This is a genomic window from Curtobacterium sp. MCBD17_030 (assembly GCF_003224255.1).
Taxonomy (GTDB): Bacteria; Actinomycetota; Actinomycetes; order Actinomycetales; family Microbacteriaceae; genus Curtobacterium.
This window is the reverse complement of the sequence record NZ_QKLI01000023.1, coordinates 25291-49824: the sequence shown is the minus strand read 5'-3', so window position 1 is coordinate 49824 and position 24534 is coordinate 25291. Positions and strand designations below refer to the sequence as shown.

At 69.0% G+C, this 24534-nt stretch carries 20 protein-coding genes; 8 read left to right on the top strand and 12 right to left on the bottom strand.

Going from position 1 to position 24534, the window contains the following annotated elements; genetic code table 11:
• Positions 1-252 precede the first annotated feature (252 nt).
• Positions 253-1266: an iron-siderophore ABC transporter substrate-binding protein gene (locus DEI89_RS15420; RefSeq protein ID WP_258368974.1), complete on the bottom strand. Its 1014-nt coding sequence runs from the start codon at positions 1264-1266 to the stop codon at positions 253-255.
• 75 nt (positions 1267-1341) lie between these two features.
• On the opposite strand from DEI89_RS15420, the gene DEI89_RS15415 reads away from it, so the two are divergent.
• Entirely contained in the window at positions 1342-2208 is an 867-nt protein-coding gene (locus tag DEI89_RS15415; RefSeq protein ID WP_110904948.1) for a shikimate dehydrogenase, read from the top strand.
• A gap of 154 nt (positions 2209-2362) precedes the next feature.
• Here DEI89_RS15415 and DEI89_RS15410 read toward each other — a convergent pair whose 3' ends face one another.
• Both DEI89_RS15410 and DEI89_RS15405 read right to left on the bottom strand, forming a co-directional pair.
• The gene (locus DEI89_RS15410) at positions 2363-2743 is read right to left on the bottom strand and encodes a YchJ family protein (RefSeq protein WP_110904947.1); all 381 of its coding nucleotides are present in this window, start codon (positions 2741-2743) and stop codon (positions 2363-2365) included.
• A 188-nt stretch (positions 2744-2931) separates the two neighbouring features.
• Positions 2932-3357: an organic hydroperoxide resistance protein gene (locus DEI89_RS15405; protein ID WP_110904946.1), complete on the bottom strand. Its 426-nt coding sequence runs from the start codon at positions 3355-3357 to the stop codon at positions 2932-2934.
• A gap of 191 nt (positions 3358-3548) precedes the next feature.
• Between DEI89_RS15405 and DEI89_RS15400 the strand changes: the two genes are divergently transcribed.
• Positions 3549-4223, top strand: coding sequence for a hypothetical protein (locus DEI89_RS15400; protein WP_110904945.1), 675 nt, complete (start codon positions 3549-3551; stop codon positions 4221-4223).
• 52 nt (positions 4224-4275) lie between these two features.
• Positions 4276-4944 carry a maleylpyruvate isomerase N-terminal domain-containing protein gene (locus tag DEI89_RS15395; RefSeq protein ID WP_110904944.1) on the top strand — a complete coding sequence of 223 codons (669 nt, stop codon included), beginning with the start codon at positions 4276-4278 and terminating at the stop codon, positions 4942-4944.
• Here the strand turns inward: DEI89_RS15395 and DEI89_RS15390 are convergent.
• A complete protein-coding gene (locus DEI89_RS15390) occupies positions 4929-5555 on the bottom strand; it encodes an NAD(P)H-dependent oxidoreductase (RefSeq protein WP_110904943.1) in 627 nt (208 codons plus the stop codon). The genes DEI89_RS15395 and DEI89_RS15390 overlap by 16 nt on opposite strands.
• A 66-nt stretch (positions 5556-5621) precedes the next feature.
• Between DEI89_RS15390 and DEI89_RS15385 the strand changes: the two genes are divergently transcribed.
• Entirely contained in the window at positions 5622-6353 is a 732-nt protein-coding gene (locus DEI89_RS15385) for an SOS response-associated peptidase (RefSeq protein ID WP_110904942.1), read from the top strand.
• 60 nt (positions 6354-6413) lie between these two features.
• Here the strand turns inward: DEI89_RS15385 and DEI89_RS15380 are convergent, their stop codons facing one another.
• Positions 6414-6641 carry a hypothetical protein gene (locus tag DEI89_RS15380; RefSeq protein ID WP_146236827.1) on the bottom strand — a complete coding sequence of 76 codons (228 nt, stop codon included), beginning with the start codon at positions 6639-6641 and terminating at the stop codon, positions 6414-6416.
• A 96-nt stretch (positions 6642-6737) separates the two neighbouring features.
• Between DEI89_RS15380 and DEI89_RS15375 the strand changes: the two genes are divergently transcribed.
• Complete coding sequence (locus tag DEI89_RS15375; protein WP_110904940.1) at positions 6738-7265, top strand: hypothetical protein; 528 nt, start codon at positions 6738-6740, stop codon at positions 7263-7265.
• A gap of 127 nt (positions 7266-7392) precedes the next feature.
• Here the strand turns inward: DEI89_RS15375 and DEI89_RS15370 are convergent, their stop codons facing one another.
• Complete coding sequence (locus tag DEI89_RS15370; RefSeq protein ID WP_110904939.1) at positions 7393-14199, bottom strand: Ig-like domain-containing protein; 6807 nt, start codon at positions 14197-14199, stop codon at positions 7393-7395.
• A 323-nt stretch (positions 14200-14522) separates the two neighbouring features.
• Positions 14523-14846: a hypothetical protein gene (locus DEI89_RS15365; protein ID WP_110904938.1), complete on the bottom strand. Its 324-nt coding sequence runs from the start codon at positions 14844-14846 to the stop codon at positions 14523-14525.
• Between the two features lie 284 nt (positions 14847-15130).
• Between DEI89_RS15365 and DEI89_RS15360 the strand changes: the two genes are divergently transcribed.
• The 3 genes from DEI89_RS15360 to DEI89_RS15350 all read left to right on the top strand — a co-directional run bounded on the left by DEI89_RS15360 (position 15131) and on the right by DEI89_RS15350 (position 17265).
• Positions 15131-15673 (top strand): VanZ family protein, encoded by a 543-nt coding sequence (locus tag DEI89_RS15360; protein ID WP_110904937.1) that lies wholly within the window; start codon positions 15131-15133, stop codon positions 15671-15673.
• Between the two features lie 81 nt (positions 15674-15754).
• Entirely contained in the window at positions 15755-16915 is a 1161-nt protein-coding gene (locus DEI89_RS15355; protein ID WP_110904936.1) for an ATP/GTP-binding protein, read from the top strand.
• Positions 16912-17265 carry a hypothetical protein gene (locus DEI89_RS15350; protein WP_110904935.1) on the top strand — a complete coding sequence of 118 codons (354 nt, stop codon included), beginning with the start codon at positions 16912-16914 and terminating at the stop codon, positions 17263-17265. Before DEI89_RS15355 ends, DEI89_RS15350 begins: the two co-directional genes overlap by 4 nt.
• Positions 17266-17545: 280 nt before the next feature.
• Here DEI89_RS15350 and DEI89_RS15340 read toward each other — a convergent pair whose 3' ends face one another.
• The 5 genes from DEI89_RS15340 to DEI89_RS17455 form a co-directional block, all read right to left on the bottom strand.
• A complete protein-coding gene (locus DEI89_RS15340; RefSeq protein ID WP_110904933.1) occupies positions 17546-18103 on the bottom strand; it encodes a hypothetical protein in 558 nt (185 codons plus the stop codon).
• 447 nt (positions 18104-18550) lie between these two features.
• Positions 18551-20371 carry a DUF4012 domain-containing protein gene (locus tag DEI89_RS15335; protein WP_110904932.1) on the bottom strand — a complete coding sequence of 607 codons (1821 nt, stop codon included), beginning with the start codon at positions 20369-20371 and terminating at the stop codon, positions 18551-18553.
• Between the two features lie 144 nt (positions 20372-20515).
• Positions 20516-21481, bottom strand: a complete 966-nt coding sequence (locus DEI89_RS15330) for a glycosyltransferase family 2 protein (RefSeq protein WP_110904931.1) — start codon at positions 21479-21481, stop codon at positions 20516-20518.
• 98 nt (positions 21482-21579) lie between these two features.
• On the bottom strand, positions 21580-22827 hold the full coding sequence (locus DEI89_RS15325) for a lipopolysaccharide biosynthesis protein (protein WP_181421693.1): 1248 nt from the start codon (positions 22825-22827) through the stop codon (positions 21580-21582).
• 44 nt (positions 22828-22871) lie between these two features.
• The gene (locus DEI89_RS17455) at positions 22872-23789 is read right to left on the bottom strand and encodes a hypothetical protein (protein WP_146236825.1); all 918 of its coding nucleotides are present in this window, start codon (positions 23787-23789) and stop codon (positions 22872-22874) included.
• Between the last annotated feature and the right edge of the window lie 745 nt (positions 23790-24534).

Here is a 24534-nt window from a genome sequence, read left to right as displayed (position 1 = left end):
CCGGGGGGGCGTCGGGCGCCCCGCCGCCCGACGCCCCCCCGGCCCCGGCAGCGCGGCTGGCCCGGCAGCGCGGCTGGCCCGGCAGCGCGGCTGGCCCGGCAGCGCGGCTGGGTCCACGCACAACAGGAACCGGCCCGCACCACGACATCCCGTGGTGCGGGCCGGTTCCTGTTGTGCGGGTCCGGCTGGAGCCGCGCAAGCGCGCAGCGCCAAGCGCGCAGCGCAGCGCCGACCGCGCAGCGCCGCCTGGCGTCAGCCCAGCTTCTTCGCGAACTCGTCCGGCAGACGCTGCAGCGCCCACTCGATCGCCGCGGTCGTCCCGAGCGAGAACGCCGTGGAGACGTCCGAGTCGTCGATGACGATGGAATGCCCCGCCTCGACCGAGGGCACCTTCTGGAACAGCGGGTCCGAGGACGCCTTCGACGCGTCGACGTAGATCGGCAGCACGACGGTCAGGTCGGCGTCGAGCAGGTCGAGGTTCTCGTTCGACAGCGAGACCGAGAACTCCTTGCCGGCGGCCTCGTCGATCGCCTTCGGGATCGTGAAGCCGAGGTTCTGCATGAACGTGGCGCGGCTGTCGCGGGAGGCGTAGACGCCGAAGCCCTCCGACGTGTACGCACCGATCGCTGCGGTCTTGCCCTGGAACTCGGGGTGCGCCTTGCGGGCGGCGGCGTAGGAGTCGTCGAGATCGCTGAGGAGCTTCTTGCCCTCGGTCTCCTTGCCGAGCGCCTTCGAGATCATGTCGACCTGCTCCGTCGTGGAGGCCAGGTAGTTCTCGCCGCCCTTCGGGATCGCGACCGTCGGGGCGATGGCGGACAGCTTGTCGTAGCGGTCCTTGTCCCCCGAGGACTTCACGTCGAGGATCACGTCGGGCTTCAGCTTGAGGATCTCCTCGTAGCTGGGCTCGAGCGTGTTGATGATCTTCGGCGCCTTGTCGTACGCACCCTTCAGCCAGGGGCCGACGCCCTCGCCACCGAAGGCGAGCCAGTCGCTGGCCCCGACAGGCTGCACGCCGAGTTCGAGCGCCGTCTCGGCGTCTCCCCAGCCGAGGGCGACGACGCGCTTGGGCGCCGAGTCGATCGTCGTGGTGCCGAGACCGGTGGAGATGGACACCGGGAACGCACCGTCGGACGAACCGGCGGAGGACGACGAGGACGAGGGGCTCGACGAGGAGCAGCCAGCCAGGACGAGCGAGGCCGCGACGACGGCACCGGCCGCGGCGAGCACGCGCCCGGAACGGCGCTTGGAGAGGGAGGATCGGATCACGAAGGGTAGCCTAACCTAAGCGCTCCTCCCCCGGGAGGCTCGTGTGACGCCCGTGGATAGGCTGCGCCCGTGGCCATGACCTTCCCCGACGCCGACCGCACCCAGCTCGCCGTGCTCGGCTCCCCGATCGCGCACTCGCTCTCCCCCACGCTGCACGCTGCGGCCTACGACGTGCTCGGGCTGCCGTTCTCGTACGGGAGGCACGAGGTCGCCTCCGGTGGGCTCGCTGCGTTCGTCTCGGGGCTGGGTCCGGAGTGGCGCGGCCTGAGCCTCACGATGCCGTTGAAGCGCGAGGTGCTGCCCTTGCTCGACCGGACGACCCCGCTCGTCGACGAGCTCGGTGTCGCCAACACCGTCGCGTTCCGTCGCGAGGGTTCGTCCATCGTGCTGGCGGGAGCGAACACCGACGTCGCCGGGATCGTCCGCCCGGTCGCCGCACTCGGTCACGTGCCGGGTGAGGCGACGGTCCTCGGCGGCGGAGCGACGGCGGCGAGCGCCCTCACCGCCTCACTCCGGCTCGGAGCCTCCCTGGTGCGGGTGTTCCTGCGCGACACCGGCAAGGCGGGTGACCTGGTGCTGCTCGCGGCCCGACTGGGGGTGACGATCGAGGTGCACGACCTGCAGGATCTCACCTCGGCTGACCCGATGGGCTTCGTGGTGTCGACCCTGCCGGGAGGCGCTGCGGACGACCTGCCCCTCGTGCCGTCCGGCCCGGACGCGGTGCTGTTCGACGTGGCGTACGAGCCGTGGCCGACCCGGGCCTCGACGGCGTGGACGGCCGCGGGCGGTCGGGTGCTGAACGGCCTCGACATGCTCAGCGAGCAGGCGATCGGGCAGATCCGCTTCTTCCTGACCGGGGACGAGGACGAGCTGCTACCGGACGAGGCCGAGGTCCGCCGGGCGATGCGCGCTGCCGTCGGCTTGCCGGAGACGATCGGCTGACGGGGCGGCGCGCAGGCGTTCCCGAGACGGGCCCGTCTGCACGCGACACCGCCGAGCAGCTGAGACGCCGCCGACTCCGGAGGCGTCTCGGGCACTCGGCGGCGTCACGCACAGACGCCGGCGTCTCACACGCGCAAGTGGGGGCCAGCGACCCTCAGACCACGACGCCGTCGACGTAGTACCAGTGCCCGCCCTCGCGGACGAAGTCGCTCGTCTCCTCGAGCGTCCCGCGCTCGGTGTCGGAACGCCACCACGCGCGGAACGTGACGGTGCCCGAGGAGTCGAACGGGCCTCCCGACCGGGTGCCGACGACGTCGAGCCGCGTCCAGCGCTGCCCGGGGTCCAGGTCGACCGACGCCGGCCGGGTACGTGGGTGCCAGCTGCGCAGCAGGTACTCGGGCAGGCCGAGCGCGAAGGCCGAGAACCGCGACCGCATCAGCCGCTCGGCGGTCGGTGCAGGTGCGCCGGCGTGGAGCGGGCCGCAGCACTCGTCGTAGGGGTTGCCGCTCAGGCAGGGGCAGCGGTCGGTCGGCACCGCACCAGCCTAGGCAGCTCCCGCCCGCCGCCGCACGGCCTCGAGACGCCCCTGTGTGGGCGAGACGCCCCCGTCTGCGCGAGACGCCGCTCCGCAGGTGAGACGCCGCCGGGTACGGAGGCGTCTCGGCATCAGCACGACGTCTCGACCAGACGCCGGCGTCTCACCCACACCCAACGCGGCCGGACCTAGTCGACGAGCGACAGCGTCACCGTGATGTTCCCACGCGTGGCGTTCGAGTACGGGCAGATGGTGTGCGCGAGTTCGACCAGCCGCTGCCGCTCAGGTCCGGCGACGCTCGGCGCGTAGACGTCGAGCTCCACCGCCAGACCGAACCCACCCGAGCCGTTCCCGCCGATGCTGACCTCGGCGGAGACCTCGGCGCCGGCGGTGTCCAGCGTCAGCTCGCGGCCGGCGGCGTGCAGGGCGCCGAGGAAGCAAGCCGCGTACCCGGCGGCGAAGAGCTGCTCGGGGTTGGTGCCCTCGCCGCTGCCGCCCATCTCCTTCGGCGGTCGGGTGTCGAGGTCGATGCGGTCATCCTCGGTGCGGACGTGGCCGTCGCGGCCGCCTCCGGTGGCGTGGGCGGCTGCGGTGTAGACGATGTCGAGAGTCATCCGACCAGATCACCGGGAGTGGCTGGACGCTCACTGGGGAGGCCCAGGGGCGGGCTGTTCACCGGCTCGGCCGGTGCATCGCACCGGGCGTGTCCGGCGTCGGAGGCACGGTCGGGCCGGGCGTGCAGGAACCGTCCCCGGTCGCCGGACGGGCACGAGCCATCCGCAGCGCGAGCGGGTAGACATGGCACGTGTTCAGACTGGGGTGGCAGGTGGTGCGTGCGCGGTTCCGTGAGGACGTGTCGCTGGAGCGCTTCCGCCGGGCGGTGACATTCGGACTCGTCGTCGCCGTCGTGGCAACCGTGGTGCTCGGGGTGACCGCAGCGCACACGGGATGGGCCGGCGCGGGGACGGCGCGCTCCACCGTGGTCGTCGTGTCCACCGCACTGGCAGCCGGGTTGCTGACCATGTCCTGCTTCCCCGTGAAGCGGACCGCCGACCCGCCGGCCACCATCAACGGCCGGCAGGTGCGTCCGGACACGATGCGTGTTGCGCGCGACTCCGTCCAGCGGTACCTGCGTCGACGCATGCCGCAGGTACTCCCCGAGGACCGCGACGCCGTGCTGCAGGACACGGCCCTGATGCGACGGACCCTGGTGGTCGACGTCGTCCGTGCGAGCCCCGGGCTGATCGGCGTCGCACTGCTCGCGATCACGGGGCTGGTCGCGAGCGACGGGCACGGGCTGAACTTCATCCTCGTCGCCGGGTACACCTCGCTCATCCCGACCTCCGTCACCCGCCTGGGACGAGCGGAGCGGGCGTACCGGGCCGCTGCTGCCCTCCCGCCGTCCGAGCTCAGGTCGACCACCCCGACCGGCCGCAACCGCTTCCCGTCGGGCTCGAAGGTCGGCCTCCCCGGCGACTGACCGGACGGCGAGCACCTGCCACGGCAGCCACCTGCCACGGCAGGATGAGCACGTGGACACCCGAGCACTCTTCGCCGCGACCGCCCAGTCGTTCGTAGACCTCGTCACCGCGCTGCCCTCCCCCGCGGCGGATCCGGCCCTCTGGTCGTCCCCCGCGCTCGGAGTCTGGGACCTCCGGGCGCTCGTCGGGCACACGAACCGCGCCCTCGTGACGGTGTCGACGTACGCCGCCACCACGATCGAGCACGGCGCGGATCCGACCACGTCCAGGGCCGGAACGGTCCTCGACGACGCGGCCGAGTACCTCCAGGCCGCGACCCGCACGGCGACCGACCCGGACGAGGTCGCTGCCCGCGGTGTCGCCGCCGGCGCAGCACTCGGGACCGATCCGGAGGCCGCGGTGACGGCCGCTCGCGACCAGGCCCTGGCTGTCCTCGCGGCGGTCCCGTCGGGCACCCGCATCCCGGTGGTCGGCAGTCTGCTCCTGCCGGTCGAGGAGTACCTGCGCACCCGCATCGTCGAGTTGGTCGTGCACGGCGGCGACATCGAACGCGCCGCGACGGCAGCCGGTGCTCCCGTCTCGGCCTCCCCACCGGTGGAGGCGGTGGTCGCCTCCACCCTGCTGCTCGCCGAGGCCGGGGCGCGCCGCGGCGACGGCGCGCTGCTGCTCGCCGCCCTGACCGGTCGGGGTTCCCTGCTGGCCGGCTACTCCGTGCTCTGAGCGTCGGCACCGACGACGGCTGCAGCACCGGTGACGGCCCGTGCGATCCGATCGACGGCGTCGTCGACGAGGGCTCGGCGGGCCACGTCGTCGTCCTGTTCGGACTCGTACACGAACGCCGTCGCTCCACGGACCGCCCCGCAGTAGTCGACGATCCCGTGTTCGATCTGCGTCCGGATCGCCTGCTCGTAGCCGTGCCGCTCGTACGTCCCGGCAGCGTCACCGGCGACCGGCAGCAGGTGCACGGTGAGCCGCCCGAGGTTCCGGCGCTTCTCGCCGGCCGGGTCGATGTCGAACGCCCAACCGTTGACGAAGACGCGGTCGACCCAGCCCTTCAGGAGCGCCGGCATCGACCACCAGTAGACGGGGAACACCAGCACGAGGTGGTCGCTGGCGTCGAGCCGCTGCTGCTCGCGGACGACGTCGTCGGGAAGCGCACCGGTGCCGCGGTAGGCGTCCCGGTCCGCCGGGCCGAACCGCGGGTCGAACCCCTCGGCAGCGAGGTCGACCAGCTCGACCTCGCCGGGCTGCAGGGCGGCCTGCAGCTGTCGGGCGACGCCCGCGGTGAGCGAGTCCGGATCAGGGTGGGCGGTGACGATGAGGGCCTGCACGGCCGTCAGTCAAGCGGACCCGGCTGAGCCCGCACCGACGTCGGCGGGTCCGGGCACACTGGTCGCATGTGTGGCCGCTTCGTCGTCTCCGACACCACCGCTGACCTGCTCCCCGAACTCGTCGGCGAGCTCGCCGCGCGCACCGAGCACGTCGACGAGGACACCGGCGAGGTCCACGCCGGCCTCGCGCCGAGCTGGAACGTCGCGCCGACCGACCCCGTGTACGCGGTCCGGCAGCGGCACGGGCAGCGCGAACTCCCCCAGATCAGCTGGGGCTTCGTGCCGAGCTGGGCGAAGGACTTCCAGAAGCAGCGCCCGAAGCCGATCAACGCGCGCATCGAGACCGTGGCGACGAGCGGCATGTTCAAGCGTGCGTTCGCGACGAACCGGTGCATCGTCCCGGCGCAGGGGTACTACGAGTGGGTGGTCCGCGAGGACGGCAAGGAGCCGCACTTCGTCCACGAGCCCGGCGGAGCCCTCGCGATGGCCGGTGTCGTCAGCGCCTGGCCCGACCCCACGAAGCCCGAGGACGACCCGGACAAGTGGCGGCTGTCCCTCGCGATCATCACCCGTGACGCCCATGTCGCTCCGGGCGAGGTGCACGACCGGATGCCGGCATTCCTCACGCCCGACGGGTACGACGCCTGGCTCGGCGACGGCGCCGGTACGGGCGACCTGCTCGCCTTGCTCGACCGCGAGTCGCTGGAGGTCGCAGCGGGCCTCGAGCAGTACGAGGTCGCCCGGACGGTGAACAGCGTGCGGAACGACGGGCCGCACCTCATCGAGCCGTTGTCCTGATCGCTCCCGCTCCGTGGGTCGAGGCTCAGGGAGCAGCGCGCGAGGGACGACGACCGACCGTCAGGGCCCCGGCGTCCCGTCGAACAGCACACCCGACCAGGCCAGGAGGATCGGCCCGAGCACGACGACGAACACGCCGACCGCCACCACCACCGCGCCGACCCCCGACACGATCCCGGTGAGCAGTCCGAGGAGCCCCACGAGTCCGAGTGCCCGACGGGCGTCCCCGCCGCCCGCCACTGCGGTCGTCGCACTGGAGAACAGGGCGCTCATCGGGTCGTCAGCCATGCCCGCAGCGTAGCCCGGCTGCCCGGGGGTCAACCCCACCCGCATCCGGGAGGTGGCCGCATTCTCCGGCCGGACGGCCGCCGCGACGATGGACACATGACCTCGACGCAGCACACCACCACGATCGACACCTCGCAGCACACCACCCGATCCGAGCGTTCTGCCCTGACCTCCGCGGTCGGCGTCCTCGGCATGGGCGTCATCGTCCTGGCCCTCGCCGGCTGCAGTGTCGTCAAGCCCTACCTGCCCGAACAGCAGGAGCACTACGACACCTACGCCGACGCCCCCTCGAAGGCGAACTCGGAGGACCTCGCCTGGTTCATGCCCGAGTGGGTCCCAGCGGACGCGAAGGACATCGACGTGCGTCTCGACACGAGCAAGCCGGGCTACGTGATCGGCTTCACCTCGGCCGACGGTGTCGACACGAGTGGGTGCGAACCGGTCGACGGTGCGAAGGGTGGCCCGGCGATGACCGCGGGCTTCCTGCCGGAGAAGCTGCCGACCACCTCGCTCGTCACCTGTGGCGACGGGCGCCTCACGACCGAGATCGACGGTCGCTGGTACGGCTGGACCCCGGTCGAGCCGGTGCCGTCCGAGGGGAACAGCACCCTCCGCACCGAATGACCCGCGGCACGGCACCCGTCGCAGTCGGACGGGAGGCCCGGATCAGGTGCGCGTTCCCGCTCACGTGATCCGGGCCTCCCGTCCGGGACGGCTGTCTGACCGCCCCCTACCGGCGCCGCCGCGACGCCTACCGGTGCCGCCGCGGCCCGACCGGCCCGGCCGCCCCGGCCGGCCCCTCGGCCACCATCCGCCGCCGCAGCAGCAGCGCCGCCCCGGCGAGCAGCAGCGCGAGCGCCCCGAGCCCGAGTCCGGCGAGGCCCGTGCTGCCCGTGAAGGCCAGCTGCGCCACGTGGGCAACGGCCGCGATCTCGACCGGGTAGGTGACGGTGATCGTCGCGGTGACGACCTGTCCGGCGCTGTCCTGCACGGTGTAGTCGATCGCCTCGGTGCCGTGGAACCCACGTGCCGGCGTGAAGGTGACGACCCCGTCCTCGGTGTGCCAGGTTCCCGCGCCGCGAACGGAGACCCGGTCGGTCATGTGCCCGGTGCCGGGGTCGAACAGGTGCAGCGTGTCGGTGTCGAAGGTGGCACCGCCGGTGGGGCTGTCGTTGTCGAGCGGCTCGACGGTGACGGTGTGCCCGGTGCGTCCGGCGCCCCGGTCGTCGGTGGCGGCCGCCTTCGCGACGACCGTGATGGTCGCGGTCGCACGGGTGGTCTGCCCGGAGGCGTCGGTCACCGTGGAGTCGAACGTGTCCCGTCCTGTGAACCCGGCGGCCGGCGTGTAGACGTACGAGCCGTCCGCCTGCACCCGGACGGTGCCGTGCGCCGCCTTCCGGGCGAGGCTCGTGGTGAGCCCGGTGCCGGAGTCGTTCCGGAGCAGCCCGTGGCGGGCGTCCACGGCGAGCGTCGTCCCGGCGATCGTGCGACCGGAGTCGTCCGTCGCGGTGATGCCGACCGTGACGGTGACGGTGGTGTCGACGGTCTGCCCGCTGGCGTCGCGAGCCGTGTACGGCACGGTGTCGGTGCCGGAGAACCCGGCAGCCGGCGTGTAGACGAACGTGCCATCGGCCGCGATGGTCGCGGTGCCGTGGGCGGCCGTCCCGACGGAGCTGACGGTCAACTTCGTTCCGCGGTCGTTGCCGAGCACGCCGGGGCCGCGGACGGTGACGGCCGTGCCGGCGGTGGTGCGGGCGGTGTCGGCGGTCGCGGTCGGGGTGACGTCGATCGCGACCAGGGCGACGGCGGTGTTCTCCTCGGCGTCGTGGGCCGTGTAGGTGAACCAGTCGCGGCCGGACCAGTTCGCGGGCGGCGTGTACCGGTAGGAGCCGTCCTTCTCGAGTTCGACGACACCGTGCTGCGGCTGCGCGTCGAGCGATGCCCAGAGTCCGGTGCCGGAGTCATCGGACAGCACACCCCTCGCCTTGGACATCCGGACCACGCCGTTGGTCCGCGTGGTGCTCCAGTCGTCGACCGCGACGGCGCCGACCAGGACGGTGACGGTGGCCGTCGTCGTCTGCCCGGAGGCGTCGGTCGCCGTGTAGGTGAAACGGTCGGTCCCGGAGAAGCCGGCGGCCGGCGTGTAGACGAGCCCGCCGTCGGTGCCGACGGTGACGGTGCCGTGCCTGGCGTCGCCGTGTCCGGTGACGGTGAGGCCGGTGCCGGAGTCGTTGCCGGTGAGGGCGCTGCCGGCGATGGTCAGCGGGGTCCCACCGACGGTGCGCAGGACGTCGCCCGTGGCCGTCGGAGTGACCGTGACGGTGACGGATGCCGAGGCGGTGCCGCCCGTGGGGTCGACCACGGTGTACCGGAAGGTGTCGGTGCCGGAGTACCCGGCGGCGGGGACGTACGTGACGGTCCCACCTCCGGTGACGCTCACCGTTCCGTGTGCGGCCGTGCCCACACCGCTGACGCGCAGGGTGGTGCCGGAGTCGTTCGCGGTGACGGTGACGGCGACCGGGGCGTCGGCCGTGGTGGTGGCGGTGTCGTCGACGGCCTTCGGGGCGACGGTGATCGTCACGGTGCCGGTGGTGGTCCCGCCGCTGCCGTCGGTCACGGTCACGTCGAACCCGTCCGGGCCCGAGTAGCCCGGCGCCGGGGTGTACGTGTACGAGCCGTCCCCGCCGACCTCGACGCTGCCGTGGTCGGGGGTGCCGTGGCCGGTGACCTCGAGGTCGGTGCCGGTGGCACCGGTGAGGACGCCCTGTCCGGCGGGGACGACGAGCTGGCCGTCGGCGGTGGCGCTGGCGTCGGGCGCGGCGAGCACCGGTTCCACCGTGATGGTGAGGGTGCTCGTCGCGGTGTTGCCGATCGAGTCGGCGACGGTGACGGTGACGGTGTCGGTGCCGGACCAGTCGGCGGCGGGCAGGTAGGTGACGGTGCCGTCGGCGTCGACCGTCGCGGTGCCGTGCGAACCGTCGGTGACGTCGGTGACGTGCAGGCCGACACCGGAGTCGTTCGCGGTCAGCGCGGCCGAGGTCGCGGTGACCGGCTGGCCGGCGCTGGTGGTGCGGGCATCCTCCCCGGCGGCGGGCCGCACGGTGACGATGACGGTGCCGGTCGCCTTCTTCCCGGAGCCGTCGGTCACCGTGTAGGTGAAGCGGTCGGTGCCGGAGAACCCGTCGGCCGGCGTGTACGTGTACGAGCCGTCGGTGTGCAGGTCGAGCGTGCCGTTCGTCGGGGCACGGTCGACCGTCGCGGTCAGGTCGGTGCCGCGGTCGTTGGCCAGGACGCCGTCCGCCTTCGAGACGCTGCGCGGCGAGCCGGCCGTCGCGGTCACGGTGTCTCGCATCGCCATCGGCCCCACCACGACGATGACCGTCGCGGTCGCGGACTGCCCGGAGGCGTCGGTCACCGTGTACGTGACGGTGTCCGTCCCCGAGAACCCGGGCTGCGGCGTGTAGCGGACCGTGCCGTCGGTGCCGAGGACCACGTCGCCGTGGTCGGCGCCGCCCGCCTTCCTGACGCTCAGACCGGTGCCGGAGTCGTTGCCGAGCAGCGTGGCCGCCGGGATCGACACGGGATCGCCTGCTGCGGTCCCGACGGTGTCGGCCATGGCGACCGGGAGGACCGTGACGGTCACCGTCGACAGCCCGCTCGGGCGTCCGCTCGCGTCCGTCACCCGGTAGGTGGACGTGTCCGTCCCCGAGGTCCCGGCGGCCGGCGTGTAGGTGACCCTGCCGTCCCGCTCGAGCACGGCGCTGCCGTGTGCGGGGGCCCCGACGAGCTCGGTGTGGAGGCCGACGCCGGAGTCGTTCGCCTGGACGTCGATCGTGACCGGCCAGTTCGCCGAGGTCGTCGCCCGGTCGTCCGCGGTCGTGGGGGTGACGACGAGGGTCATCGTGGCGGTCGCGGGCGTGCCGGCGGTGTCGGTCACCGTGTAGGTGAACGAGTCGTCGCCGGAGAACCCGTCGACCGGCGTGTACTTGACGGCGCCGGTGGTGTCGTCGAGGACCAGGACGCCGTGGCCCGGTTCGGTGTGCCGGGTGATGTTCAGGTCGGTGCCACGGTCGTTGCCGAGGACCCCGGTGGCGCGGGTCATCCGGGTGAGGGTCTCCCCCGCACGGACGGTTCCGGAGTCGTCGGTCGCGACCGGGGCGACGGTGATCCGCACGGTGGCGCTGCTGGTGTTCCCGGCGGCGTCGGTCACCGTGTAGGTGAACGAGTCGGTGCCCGAGGTGCCGTCGGCCGGCGTGATCGTGATCGAGCCGTCCGCGCCGAGCACGACGGTGGTGCGCGTGCCGCCGGTCACGGCGGTGACGGTCAGGCCGGTGCCCGCGTCGTTGCCGGTGAGGGTGCCGGAGGTGACGACGAGCGGGCTGCCGGCCGTCGTGGTGAGGCGGTCGTCCTGGGCTTCCGGCCGCACGGTGACGGTGACGGATCCGGTGGACGTGCGACCCGAGCCGTCGGTCGCCGTGTAGGTGAAGCGGTCCGTGCCGGAGAACCCGTCAGTGGGCGTGTACGTGTACGAGCCGTCGGCGTGCAGGTCGAGCGTGCCGTTCGTCGGGGCACGGTCGACCTTCGCGGTCAGGTCCGAGCCCTTGTCGTTCGCGAGCACGCCGTCGGCCTTGGTGACCGTCAGGGTCGCGCCGGCGGTGGCGGTCGCGGTGTCGCGCATGGCCATCGGGCCGACGACGACCGTGATCGTCGCGGTGGTCGTCTGCCCGGAGGCGTCGGTCACCGTGTACGTGACGGTGTCGGTCCCCGAGAACCCGGGCTCCGGCGTGTAGCTGATCGTGCCGTCCGTGCCGAGCGTCACGTCGCCGTGGGACGTGCCGACGGCCTTCGTGACCGTCAGGCCGGTGCCGGAGTCGTTGCCGAGCAGGGTCGCGGCCGGGATCGACAGCGTCTTCGTGGCCTGCGTGGCCTGGCTGTCGTCCGTCGCGACGGGCGTCACCGTGACGGTGACGGTCGCCGGGGCGGTGGTCCGGCCGGCGGCGTCGGTCACGGTGTAGGTGAAGGAGTCGGTCCCCGAGGTACCGGCGGCCGGCGTGTACTGCACCGTGCCGTCGGTGGCGACCGCGACCGTGCCGTGCGCGGGTTGGCCGACGACCGCGGTGGTCAGGCCGGTGCCGTGGTCGTTCGCCTGCACGTCGACGACGACGGGGTGGTCGGCGGGCGTCGTCGCGGTGTCGGCCGTGGCGGCGGGGCGGACGGTGATGGTCATCGTGCCGGACGTCGTCGCACCGGACTGGTCGGTCGCGGTGTAGCCGAAGCGGTCGGTGCCGGAGAAGCCCGCGGTCGGCGTGTACGTGTACGCGCCGGTCGAGGCGTCGAGCACCAGCGTGCCGTGGTCGGGCGTCGTGGAGTTCGTGATCGTCAGGGCCGTGCCGGAGTCGTTGCCCAGGACGCCCGTCGCCCGGGTGGTGGTGCTGACCGAGCTGCCGGCGTCGACCGTCGCGGTGTCGTCCGTGGCCTTCGGGGCGACGCGGACGGTGATCGTGACGGTGTCGGACTTCCCGTTGCCGTCGGTGATCGTCACGTCGAAGGCGTCCGGTCCGGAGTAGCCCGGCGCGGGAGTGTAGGTGGTGGTGCCGTCCGTGCCGACCGAGACGGTGCCGTGCCCGGGGGTGGTGTTGCCGGAGACGGTCAGCCCGGTGCCGAGGTCGTTGCCGAGCAGCCCGGGGGCGGCGACCGTCGTGGTCTGACCGGCGGTGGCGGTGATGGTGTCGGCCTTCGCGGTCGGCAGGACCGTGATGCTGACCGTGCCGGTGATCGTCGCACCGGAGGCGTCCTTCGCCGTGTACGTGAAGGAGTCCGTGCCCGAGAAGTGGTCGTCGGGCGTGTAGGCGTAGGCCCCGTTGCCGGCGAGCGTCAGGGAGCCGTGCGCCGGCGTCGAGTTGCCAGCGAGCGTCAGGCCGGAGCCGTGGTCGTTGGCGAGCAGGCCGTGGCCGGCGTCCGCGGTGACGGTCGAGCCGGCGTGCACGCTGAACGCGTCGTCGGTGGCGGTCGGGGTGACCGTGATCGTCACGGTGCTGGTCGAGGTCTGCCCGCTGCCGTCGGTCGCGGTGTAGTCGAACTGGTCGGTGCCCGAGGTGCCCGCCTTCGGCACGTACGAGAAGCTGCCGTCCGTGCCGGCCATCGTCAGGGTGCCGTTGGCCGGGTCGGTGTGCTTCGTGACCGTCAGCCCGGTGCCCTTGTCGTTCGCCAGCACGCCGGCGGCGGGGACCGTGAGGGTGGTGTCGACCGGGGTTGCGTAGGTGTCGGACGTGGTCGAGGCGTGCACGAGCTTGAGCGTGTTCGTGAACGTGACGACGACGTCGGTGCCGTCGGTGCCCACGGCCTGCGGGAACGCGAACGCGGCGGTCTGGCCGGACCCGGATGCGACGGCGGTGCCGCTGTTGACGTCGACGGCCTTCCACGTGGTCGTGTAGTTCGCCAGGTCGGTGGTGCCGACGGCGGTCTGCGTGACCGTGTACTTCTTGCCCGGCGTGGTGAGGATCGCACCGGCCTTCTGGTCCTGCAGACCGGTGGCGCTGCCCGTGGTGCTGGCGCTGGTGCCCTTGCTCGTCGCGGTGATGCCGTCGCCGGTGATCGCGAGCCCGAACTGGTCGGTCGCCTTCCACCGCTGGTCGATGCTCGCGCGGCCGGTGACGGTGTCGGCGTAGTTGCAGGTGGCGAGGTCGCTGGCGCTGTAGTTGCCGACGACCGGGAAGCTCCGGACCTGGGCGCCCGAGGTCGGGTCGAGCTGCATGAGCGTCGTGGTCGTGGTGGTGTTCGGCGCAGTGCCGGTCGTGACCGAGTTCGAGACGTAGAGGTAGCCGTCGGACGAGAACGCGATGCCCGGGCTGTTCGTGCCGGCCGGCAGCGTCGCGATCTCGGTGGTGGTCAGCGCCGTCGTGCCCGCGGTGGTGGGGACGGTCTCGGTGTCGACGCGGTAGACCTTGTCAGCCGCGACGACGAAGAACAGGCCGCGCGAGCTGAACGCGAAGTCGCCGTTGCCGGACTTCAGGCCGTTGATCTGCCCGACCTGCCCGATCGCTTTTCCAGTCGCCGGGTCGTACGCCATCAGGGCGCCGGTGTTGTCGCCGTAGTAGTAGAAGCCGGTGACCGGGTTGACCGCACCGCGGATGACCGGGCGGGGCTTGTCGGTGGCGATGTCCCCGGAGACGGCCTTCGTCGCCGGATCGTAGGTCCGGAGCGTGGCGTACGTGCCGTTCGCCGCAGCGAACATCGACGTGCCCTCGCGCGAGATCCCGAGACCGTTGTTCGCGTGCTCGCCGAGCACAGCCACCGGCACGGTCGTCCCGGCGCTGGTCCCCTTCGTGATGTCGATCGCGATGACCGAGCCGGCACTGTTCGTCGCGTAGAGCGTGTTCTGGTCGCAGACGAAGTGGCTGTCCTGCGTCGCCTGCACCGCGGCCGAGGCGGGGGCGGCCGAGAGGACGGCGGCGGCGCTCAGGCCGGCACCGACGAGCAGCGCGGCGCCCAGCATGGCGAGCGGGCGGAGGCCGAACGTGCGGCGGGGCAGGGCAGTGCCGTGGGGAGCAGGCAGCATCAGTCACTTTCGGGTCGAGACAGCGAACCTGGCGCGCTCGAGGACCCGAGGGAATCGGAGAACGACCGTTTGCGCCGAGCTCGATCCTGACAGCCTTGTCCGCATTGATGGGGACACGAGGCGTCCCCAATAGGGGGGACCAGCCTGAAAGAACGGGGTACAGACCCCCAGACTGGGGTCGCCCCAGGGCCAACGTCGAAGCCCCGCCGGTGTTCCGGCGGGGCCTCGGTCGTGCTGTTCCGGAGGTCATGCTCCGGGTGGTGCTTGGCTACTGCGTTCGATCCCTCGTGGTCGGGTGATCGTGATCAGACGATCAGTGCCGGTCAGTCGACCGGTCGGATGACGGACGGGAGCACGATGTGCAGACGCTCGGCGAGACGCGACTGTGCGTCCTCCAGCGAGCGGAAGTCCCCGACGTACTGGCCGAACGTGTCGGACACGAAGTAGTGCCCGTCGCGCTTGTCGACCGTGCCACCGAAGTAGCCGCCGTAGTTGGCGGACCAGAGGCCGGGTTCGACCTCGGCCCACGAGAGGGAGGCGCGGGAAGGAGTGTGGGCCACCTGGGCCTCGAGGACGGCGATCGTGTCCACCGTGTCGGTGTCCAGCGTCACCTCGACCTGATGCACGTCGTGGCTGATGATCGTCATGGCCCTGCTCCTTCACGTTCTGGGGTACATCTGCTTGCGTGTCAACGCTACGGGCGACCGCCACCCGCCACCAGCGACCCCCGTTGATTCACGGGTTCTCCTGATCCGCTCGGGTATCGAAGCCCGGAAAACCGGGACGAGACGTCACGTTTCCGGGGTACAGGGGACCAACCGGGGTACTCGCAATCTGGACCGGGTCCACAGAAGGCGGGACGGGCCTCCAGTCCGACTGTCAGCCCTGGGACGGATCCGGCCTGGAGGCCCGCCCCGGTAGCGTCGCTCCCGTGACCCCCGACCGGCCCGAGCCCGACGTGCGTGACGTGACGTCGGCTGCGGTCCGGCGGATGGCCGCCTCCGGTCGTGCGCTCCGCCGACGTGGCGGCACGAGCGCCCACGCGACCGGCCGCAGTCGCCGGATCGCCGGGGCACTGGCCGTCGCGTACGCGGTGGCGGTGGTCCTCATCGGCTTCTGGGGCACGCCCGTCGATTCGCGGGCGCAGCCGTGGATCGACCGCCTGATCGGTGCCGCCCACCGGCACGGAGCGCCGAGCTGGTTCGGCTACCCGGTGATCGAGTCACTGGCGAACGTGGCGTTCTTCGTGCCGCTGGGCTTGCTCGTGGTCCTGCTCGCCGGTGCGCGGTGGTGGTGGGCCGGTGCGGGGGCGGGCCTGCTCGTCAGCGCCACGATCGAGACCGGGCAGGCACTGTTCCTGCCGGCACGGTTCGCGACCATCGACGACGTCGTGGCGAACACGATGGGCGCGGTCCTCGGGGCGCTGCTCGGGGTCGTGCTGCTCGCGGCGGCGGCCCGGCGACGGCGGGGCTGACGCACTCTCAACGGCCAATTTGCACCAACCTGCCCGCCGTCGCGCGACGAGCGTCAAGGTGCACGCGCCTACGGTCGGAGCATGGCCTCGACCAGCACCACGATGGAACAGCACATCGCCGTCTTCGGAGGCAGTGGCAGCGGGAAGACCGTCCTGCTCTCGTCGTTCTACGGCGCCGCCCAGGAGCCGAAGGTCCGGCGGGCGAACCGGTACGCCGTGACCGCGGAGGACCGTGCGCAGGGCCGGACCCTGCACCGCAACTACCTCGGCATGCGCGACAGCTCCACGGTCCCGAGCGCCAACCGGTTCAGCGCCTCCGCGTACCGGTTCGTCATCGAGCCGTCAGCCGACGACCTGCCGAAGGGCCGCTCGAAGCAGAAGGCGGCGAAGCCACTGGGCATCGTGTGGCACGACTACCCGGGCGAGTGGTTCGAGGAGGACCCGAGCTCGGCGGACGAATCAGCCCGCCGGATCGAGACCTTCCGGTCCCTCCTCAGCGCGGACGTCGCCGTCGTCCTCGTCGACGGACAGCTGCTCGCCGAGAACGCCGGAGAGGAGGAGCGCTACCTGAAGGCCCTGCTCACCGACTTCCACACCGGGCTTTACGCCCTGCGTGACGACGTCCTCGAGGACGGCAAGCGCCTGACCCGCTTCCCACGCATCTGGACGATCGCGCTGTCGAAGGCCGATCTGCTGCCCGACCTGGACGTCGAGGACTTCCGCGAGCTCGTGATCGGCAAGGCCGGCGGGGAGCTCGACGAGCTGCGCAGCGTGCTGCAGAGCTTCGTCGAGGACCCCGACGCGCTCGACGTCGGTGAGGACTTCCTGCTGCTGTCGTCCGCCAAGTTCGAGCCCGGGAAGATCGACGTCACCACCCGAACGGGTGTGGACCTGCTGCTGCCGATGACCGCGATGCTGCCGTTCGAGCGCTTCGCGAAGTGGGCCTCCACACGGCAACGCGGTGCCCAGGTCGCCGAACAGCTGCTGAAGTTCGTCGGACCGGTCGTCGGGTTCCTCGGCACGTCCAAGCTCGTGAAGTCGAACCTGGTCGGCGCCGCCGTCAGCATGATCGGCGGCGGACTCGGCTCGAGGGCAGTCAGCTTCGCCGCCAAGAAGGTCGCGAAGGTGAAGGACCAGGCCGAAGCCGAACGGGAGTTCACCACCCGGGTGCTCGCACGCTTCGCCGAGGACTTGGACCGCGGGGTGGACGACCGTGTCCTGCGCCGAGGAGACGACGCATGAACTTCATCTGGGCCACCCGCGGCCGCACGTGGGGCTTCCGCTTCCTGTCGACCGAGCAGCCCGGCCAGGACCCACTGGCCCGCTTCGAGGAGGCGTTCGCCGGCGTCCGGGACGCGCCGGCCACGATCCGGCGGCGGACCGGGATGCTCGCCGTGCGGTTCCCCGACCCCGAAGGCCGGCGGGACCGATCCGGTCGACCGATCCCCCACGAGTTCGTGCTGACCCCGCCGCTCAGCGACTCGGTGCGCTCGGTCGAGGACGCGGTCGCGCAGGTGTGGCCGCTGGTGCGGGAGCGGTACGCGGAGGTGTGGGAGTTGCCGAAGGCGCCGGGCTCTGTGTCCGACATGTGACGATCACCCGTCAACTCCATGGAGTTCGGCGTCGACGGCTCCTCACGGCGCCAGACCTGCACGTCGAGGTCGTACGGTCAGCAGGTGAACCCGAATCGCAGACAGTACCGTCGCCCGTCCGCTTTCCCGTGGTGGCTGTGGGTGGCAGCCCCTATCGCCGTGATCGCCGTGGTCGCCGTCCTCCTGATCGTGACCTGATCCGGAGCTCGAGTTCGACCCCACGAACGACGAAACCCCCGGAGCCTCTCGGCCCCGGGGGTTTCGTTCAGTGAGCTGAAGCTCAGACGGTCTCGCGCTGGCGACGGACCGAGCCGCGCACGACGAGCAGGCCGCCACCGAGGACGACTGCGCCACCGGCGACCCAGAGGGCCAGGGCGGAGACGGTCGAACCCGTGAAGGCGAGGGAACCGTTGGTGCCGTTGGAGCCAGCAGCAACCGCGGCGGCGTCAGCCGGCGCGATGGTGAAGGACGCGACGCCGACGACACCGGAAGTGGCGCCAGTGGCGGTCAGGTTGTAGGAACCCGAGCCACCCACGGGGAGGGTGACGCGGACGGGGAGGGAGCCGTCGGCGCCGGCGGTGTACGCCTTCGAGACGGTGGTGACCGGCAGAGCGCCGAGCGTCGCGGAGGAGACACCGGCACCGGTGATCTGCACGTTGACGGTCTCGTTGTTCTGGAACGCGCCCTCGCTGAAGTTCACGATGACGACGCCACCGGCGACGTAGTTGCCGGAGACGACAACGTTGGAGTCGGGTGCGTAACCAGCGGCGTTGGCGGCAGCCGGCGTTGCGAGCAGTGCGGCGCCAGCCAGCACGACCGCGGCGATGAGCTTCTTCATGAAGTTTCCCCTAGTGATCTGATCTGACAGACCCTGATACCAGAGCCCTGCCTCCGCAGAAGTCAATCCCCCACAGCCAGAGATGGCGAGTGCGATTGGCGAAGTTCCCTCAATCTAGCGGACTTTCACAGTTCGTTGCCACCCTTCATGCAACGGATTCGTGAACAGGGGCTGGACCGGCTCTCAGCTTGCGGGTGCTTCCTCAGCCGTTCAGGTCGGGCACGTCACGCCTGATGGGGAGAACCCCAGGTCACGGGCAACGTCCTGTCACGGATCGCCCTCTTTCGCGAAGCCCGAGGCACCAGCTGAGTGCGGGTAGACATCCACTCAGGTCCTCTAACGCCCCCGGACTGGGGGCACGGCCGGGTGCGTAGTCTGGCGAAACGCCGTTTCGCCATGCGCCGAGGACGCTCCTCCAGTGCCCTATTCTCCGCACGCTCTTCGGCGTCAGCCGACCGGGACCGGCTCGCCGCAGTCGAATCGCAGCGGCTCGACCTTGGTCTGGCGGACGCCTGGTGTTGACTCCGCCTGCACGCCGGCCTTCGCGAACTTTGCCTCCCCGAGGAACGCGACGCGGAAGGTCGTGCTCTGGCCCGGCGCGAGCAACGTCTCGATCTGCGCCACCGGGTGCTCGCCGTCCATCGCGGTCCGCAGGGCAGCGCCCTTGCCGTCCTGAGAGGCGCCGAGGTAGATCGCGCCCGGGGGCGCGTACACCGCCATCAGGGTCTTGATCTTCCCCGGCTCGGTCCCGAAGTCGCCCCCGCCAGTGACGTAGCGCGGGAGGCTCATGGCAGCATCGACGGGCGCCGCATTCTTCAGCGTGACCTCGACCACCGAAGTTGGTCGCCCGTCTTTTCGGCATACGGAGCTGCCGACGGACACCTTCTTGTCGAGGTAGTAGTCCATCTTCGCGGCGGTACCGTCGTTGAGGTAGACGCCGAACTCACGGGTCTGCGCCGATGCGGTCGGGAGGCCACCGGCGACCGCGGTGCGCGCGATCTGCTTCTGCTCCGCCTGGTTCGCGCTCCAGAGCCGGAGACGCCCCTCCTTCGTACCGTCGGACAACGCAGCGATAAACTTCTTGGTGTCGAACCCGCCGCTCGACACCTTCTCGAAGACCGCACTCGCCGCCGACGCGAAGAACGCGTCCTGGACTGTCGTGTCCGGGTACTTGGCATAGACATCACTGAGCAGGAGCTTCGCGGCATTGCCCGACGTCAGCGTGTCCCCGGTCGGTAGCTGCACCGGACCGGTGGCTCGGAGGATGTAGCCGAGGGTCACCGGATCGATCGCGAGCACCCCGTCGACCTGCTGACCGAACTTCTGCTTCCACATCTCTCGCGCGAGCGCTCCGGTCACGTTGAAGCGCGGCGTAAGGTTTACATCCTGCATGTACCGTCCGGTGATGTCGCCGTACAGGCTGGTCGTCTGGGCCGACAGTGGAAGAACAGGCTTGTGATACGGCCCGAAGGACGCCCCCGCGGCCTGGTCCCCGAGGCTAATCGCTCCGTCCTTCACCTGCAGCAGGGCCACAGCTCCGGGGATACCGCCACCGGCACGCAACTCGGCGTTGTTCTGGAAGAGCAGCACATAGGCACGATCGCCGTCGTGCCCGAGCATCCCCGGCGCGAGCTGCACGACCGTGTTTGCAGTGGCAGCCTGACGCGTCACCGTCCCCAGCGCGTTCCGGAGTTGATTGACCGCCGACGTCACCGGCGACAGTGTCGCACTTGTGTCGATGGCATCAGCTTCGCCGCCTGCCTTCACCAGCGTCTTCGTCACACGCGCAACTGCCGGCTGAGCATCAACGAGCGGCTGCAGGTCGATGCGTCCGTTCTCCGGGACAAAGGCGTCGCCGTTGAGCTTGCCGAGGACCTCGGAAACCGGTCGGACAGCCCCGGCGGCGACGTCATCGACGACGACAGCAACCTCACGTACTGCACGAAGGTTCGAACCGAAGAAAGGAGTGTGCTGCGCCAGTCCCCAAATCGGATCGCTGGTGAGGCTGCGCGCCGCCGACGCGTGGTCTTCCAACCGCTCAACCGTCTGTTCCACCGCGGACGTGTTGCCGTTGGTGATCTCGGATCGGAGCGTGCTCACGAGGGCAACAGACTGCTCTAGGTGACGTTTCGCGAGGAACCCTCGCGCACCTAGCCAGGCGACGGCGAAGATCAGCAGGAGGACGAGCACAAGGACGATCCACAGCGCGATCCGGGCCCTAGTCCCCCGGCGTACAGCGGTCCGTCGCGACTCGGGCAGGTCGGACATAACTCGATCCTAATGTGCAAAGACTGCCTCCGCATCCGTCAGGCGGACCATGCTCACGTCAACCCAGTAAGCCTCCACCTGCCCGGGTTCTCGTCCCGGTCAGTGGCGCCACCCCCGTTATCGCAACTTGGAGCGCGGGCTGTCCTAGTGGCGGAACTCCCGCCTTCGCTTTAGGAACCGATACGCGCTGGCGTACACCGATGGCGAAAGCGCTGCAACCGTAGCCATCATCCCCAACCGGCGGTCTAGACGCCACACAGCCACAAGCTTGGTCAGGCTGATTCCACGCAGAAGCGCCCCCCTGGCACGTCTTAGCTCCGCTTCATCCCTGAGAGCCATCGCTGCGTGCAATGCCCGCAGCCTAAACCAAATCCGAGCGAACTGGAGGTCCGCCATGTGCGAATGAGTCATTGCTTTAGTTTCGAACGCAGACTCAACGGCCGCTAAGCATGCGTAGATGTTAGCCGGCAATTGCGCTTTCGAATTGGTGATGGAACCGGCACGCAACCTGTACTCGTAAGTCACCTCCGGTATCATCACAACAACCTCTGCTAATGCCAGGAACCCGGCCACCCCCGCTAAGTCTGACTGAGAGCTGAGGTCCGGGAAAGGAGCGGCGCGGACGAGCGACGTCCTCAACACCTTGTTCCAAAGGTACCCGTGAAGCTGGGCACGCGCGACAGCTCGCAGACAATCCCTCGCACTCAACGCCCCAACTTGCTCGTGGTGATCAACAACAATCCACTGCGAAAGGTTCGTTCTTGATTGAGATACAGCGCGCGAAACCACGATATCCGCCGATGCGCTTGCGAGGTGCGGAAGGTACACGGACACCGCGTCGTCTCGCAGCACGTCGTCACTATCAACGAAGAGGACATACGGAGTATCAACAGCCCGAACGGCCAGATTGCGCGCTGCAGCCACACCGACATTGGTTGGCAGCAAAACCAGCGAAGTATGCGGGTGTTCGGCTGCAAACACTTCGAGCAAGTCGGGAGTGCCATCCTCGGACGCATCATCAACGACGAGGAATTTGAAACCACTTGACGTCTGAGCAGCTACAGATTGTAGCGACTCACCAATCGATTCACGGTCATTATGCGCCGTCATAACGACGGTAAGCAACGGAGCATCCACTGAGTTTTCCAATCACCAACCTGATCTATCGAGCCCCGGCACCTACGTCTCAGCTCTCCTTGTAAAAGGTCCTATCTCCCGAGCATCCGCCTCGCGAAGACATTAGCGGCCATGGTGTCGCCGCGCCGTGGAATTAGGAAAGCCCCAACTGGCACCGCGAATAGGATCTTCATCCACATTAGATTGAGACCCGCGGAGACTACATTACCCACCACTGTAGCCCAAGCCGCACCCATCGCTCCGTGATCCGGCACCAGAACCACGACCAAAGCAGCATTGATAACGCAAGCTACTGCGAGCGACATGCTACGCATCTCCGGCCTGCCGCGCGCGCTAAGGCCAACGCCGGCCAGAGAGCCGGGGTTCCCCAGCACGACCGCCAACAGAAGCACGAATAAGACCGGGGTAGCGCCCGTAAATTCTGCACCGAACAGGAGAGGGAGCCCCCAAGGACTAACCAGTGCGACCAAGGATGCGATCAGTACCGTTGCTAGGTTTGAGAGGCGAGTCGACTGCACCAAGCGGTGCGTAACCGGTCCGGCGGACTCGGCAGCAAAGACCACGCCTCGAAGGGTTGTATTGAAAACGAGAACCACAGCAGATATGCTCACGCAGACGGAATACAACCCCAACTCTCTCGCCGACGATAACGGCGTCATGATCGTTTGGTCAAGATATGTGAGCAGAATGCCGCTCAGCGAGCCGATCCACACGCGAGAGCCGTAATGAAAGAGTTCGCCATAGCGAGGCTGCGCGTTACCTGGAGCGTCGCCCCAAGCTGCTCTCGTCAGGGGAGCATAAGCCACAATTCCCACAAACAGCGTAACAGACATTGCCACTGTTGCAGATAATGGATTCAGGTTGTCCGACAGGAACAAAAGGCCAACCCAGACCAAGCGCATGACAGCCCCAACGACGCTCTCGAGCGCCGTTAGCTGCCAGAGCCCTACTGCCCCCGCAGCAGCGCGAAACACTCCCAACAGGAGCGCTGGAGTAAGTGACAAGGCGGAGATCGCAATCAGTTTCGCTATTCGATCATTACCACCAGAAAGGATCGGAGCGAGCACCCACAACCCGACTGTAGCAAGTAAGCCACCAATTAGTATTGCCAAGCAAGATTTCCAGACGGTCGCCTGGCCTCGTCCCCGAGCGACGAAGTAAGTGACGGCTTCCGGCAGCCCGAAAGTGATGCTGCTTATAGCGAGCAGCAACGGCGCGGTAGCAGCAGCCACCGCTCCCCGTTGCTCAAGACCCAACCCCTGAGCCAAAAGAGGCGCGCAGAGAAACGCAGCCATAGGCGGTACGGCATTGGAAATCATGCTCAACCTGATTGCACGGGGAGCGCGGCCGGCAGTACCCGCCATCAGGCAGCGCCCTCTGGTCCGACGGCTTCAGCGTCATGAAGCCGTTTGATCTTGGACCAGTCGTCCGCGTTGTAGGTCGTAGCAATTTGCGCGTCGTTACCGCTCCTACTGACATTCGTCGCGGCAAGGGACCCGAAACGCTGGATAAGCGGTATCGGAGGGAAGTACTGCGGGTCCGCAACCACTTGTCGCACACTCATGTCATGCCGTAATGCAACAGCATGTAGCCAGACATCGTCCGCCCGGGGAGCAGATTGCTTGAATTCGAATCCTGCGGCGCGCAGAACGCCCTGAAATTTGGAGGAGTAAAGCACGCCCGAGACGCCGGTGGCGAAATTGAGACTCGACGCGTCGGCACTTCGGCACTCCGGCCACGAGTTGTAGGGCGCCGCGCCGCCCCTTTCTTGATCCATGGTGAACCGATGAGCTCGGTAGGCGATGACATCCGCCGAGTCTTGTGTACGAGCAGCCTGGACGATCTTGTAGAGCCAGTCTACGGGATAAAGCACGTCGTCGTCCGCAGTTACAACAGAGACATCCGGGCTGCGCTGCGACTGCACATACGGAATGATCTTCTTATACGGCCCTATGTCCTCGGTCCAGAATATCTCGAGCCCGCGGCGCTGCAGGCGGCGAAGGCTACGAGGTAGCTTGCGAATTGGCCTCTCGTCGAGCCAGAGCAGTAGCCGACGCGGCCTGATTTGCCCCCGGGCGATCGATTCGATAGTGAGGAAGACAAAGCCTTCACGGATGCCGTAGGTTGTCAACGAGACGTCCGCGCCAGCGTCACCTAATACGGTGCTCCTCGAAAGCAGGTTCTGTAACGCGAGACCGAAAACATGAGTAGCTGCCGCGGAAAATGACGCCAACCGGGAGGTTAAGGGACGTTTTCCCAGGTTCTTGAAGAAACTCGTCATTTAGTTCCTGTCATGTTGTTAGCACTGTCATATCCTGGCCTGCGTAGGCCGAAATACCTCAATGACTGCGCCACCCTCCAACGAAACTCGTGAGCCCAAGCGGACGACCACGGTTCATTGAGTGCGACTGCGAGCGCTCGTCGCCCGCTTCGGACAGCAGCAACATGTTTACCCCAGGGTTTTGCGCCGCGGCTCACCTGGCCATCATGCAAGCGATACCAAACGAGTTCCTGCTCGAGAGCTGCGAGGGGACCCAGAACGCCCATGCGGAGCCACAGGTCGTAGTCCTCCATCTGCCGCAACAGCGGTTTGTAGCCACCTGCTGCTCTGTACGATTCTGCTCGGAACATCACCGTCGAGTGGACGATCCTATTCCGCTCCAGTAGCGATCGGCGTATGTCGTCGCCTGTCGCAGCCCCGAATGCACCAATAGGATCCCCAGCGGAGTTGATCCGCAAAGCCTGCGCGGCGACAAGCCCACACTGCGTATTTTCATCCAAGTACGCAAGTTGCGCCGCGAATCTGCCTGGTACAGACACGTCGTCCCCATCGATCCGAGCATAGTATGTCGCAGAATGTTCCTCGATGGCGGCGCTCAGTTGCGCGGCCACGCCGATACGCACGGCGGTCGACCTCACAATGACTCTCGGATCTGCCATCCATCCGCGGGATGGATCCGGCTGAATGCCATCATGCATCACAATCAGCACGCCCGTGCCGAGGGGAAGGTCCTGCAACACCGAGT

What these genes read in the sequence shown, in the direction of transcription:
- DEI89_RS15415 (WP_110904948.1), top strand. Translation starts at nt 1,342, where the DNA reads ATGACCTTCCCCGACGCCGACCGCACCCAGCTCGCCGTGCTCGGCTCC.
- DEI89_RS15405 (WP_110904946.1), bottom strand. Translation starts at nt 3,357, where the DNA reads ATGACTCTCGACATCGTCTACACCGCAGCCGCCCACGCCACCGGAGGC.
- DEI89_RS15385 (WP_110904942.1), top strand. Translation starts at nt 5,622, where the DNA reads ATGTGTGGCCGCTTCGTCGTCTCCGACACCACCGCTGACCTGCTCCCC.
- DEI89_RS15380 (WP_146236827.1), bottom strand. Translation starts at nt 6,641, where the DNA reads ATGGCTGACGACCCGATGAGCGCCCTGTTCTCCAGTGCGACGACCGCA.
- DEI89_RS15375 (WP_110904940.1), top strand. Translation starts at nt 6,738, where the DNA reads ATGACCTCGACGCAGCACACCACCACGATCGACACCTCGCAGCACACC.
- DEI89_RS15370 (WP_110904939.1), bottom strand. Translation starts at nt 14,199, where the DNA reads ATGCTGCCTGCTCCCCACGGCACTGCCCTGCCCCGCCGCACGTTCGGC.
- DEI89_RS15365 (WP_110904938.1), bottom strand. Translation starts at nt 14,846, where the DNA reads ATGACGATCATCAGCCACGACGTGCATCAGGTCGAGGTGACGCTGGAC.
- DEI89_RS15355 (WP_110904936.1), top strand. Translation starts at nt 15,755, where the DNA reads ATGGCCTCGACCAGCACCACGATGGAACAGCACATCGCCGTCTTCGGA.
- DEI89_RS15350 (WP_110904935.1), top strand. Translation starts at nt 16,912, where the DNA reads ATGAACTTCATCTGGGCCACCCGCGGCCGCACGTGGGGCTTCCGCTTC.
- DEI89_RS15340 (WP_110904933.1), bottom strand. Translation starts at nt 18,103, where the DNA reads ATGAAGAAGCTCATCGCCGCGGTCGTGCTGGCTGGCGCCGCACTGCTC.
- DEI89_RS15335 (WP_110904932.1), bottom strand. Translation starts at nt 20,371, where the DNA reads ATGTCCGACCTGCCCGAGTCGCGACGGACCGCTGTACGCCGGGGGACT.
- DEI89_RS15330 (WP_110904931.1), bottom strand. Translation starts at nt 21,481, where the DNA reads ATGACGGCGCATAATGACCGTGAATCGATTGGTGAGTCGCTACAATCT.
- DEI89_RS15325 (WP_181421693.1), bottom strand. Translation starts at nt 22,827, where the DNA reads ATGATTTCCAATGCCGTACCGCCTATGGCTGCGTTTCTCTGCGCGCCT.
- DEI89_RS17455 (WP_146236825.1), bottom strand. Translation starts at nt 23,789, where the DNA reads ATGACGAGTTTCTTCAAGAACCTGGGAAAACGTCCCTTAACCTCCCGG.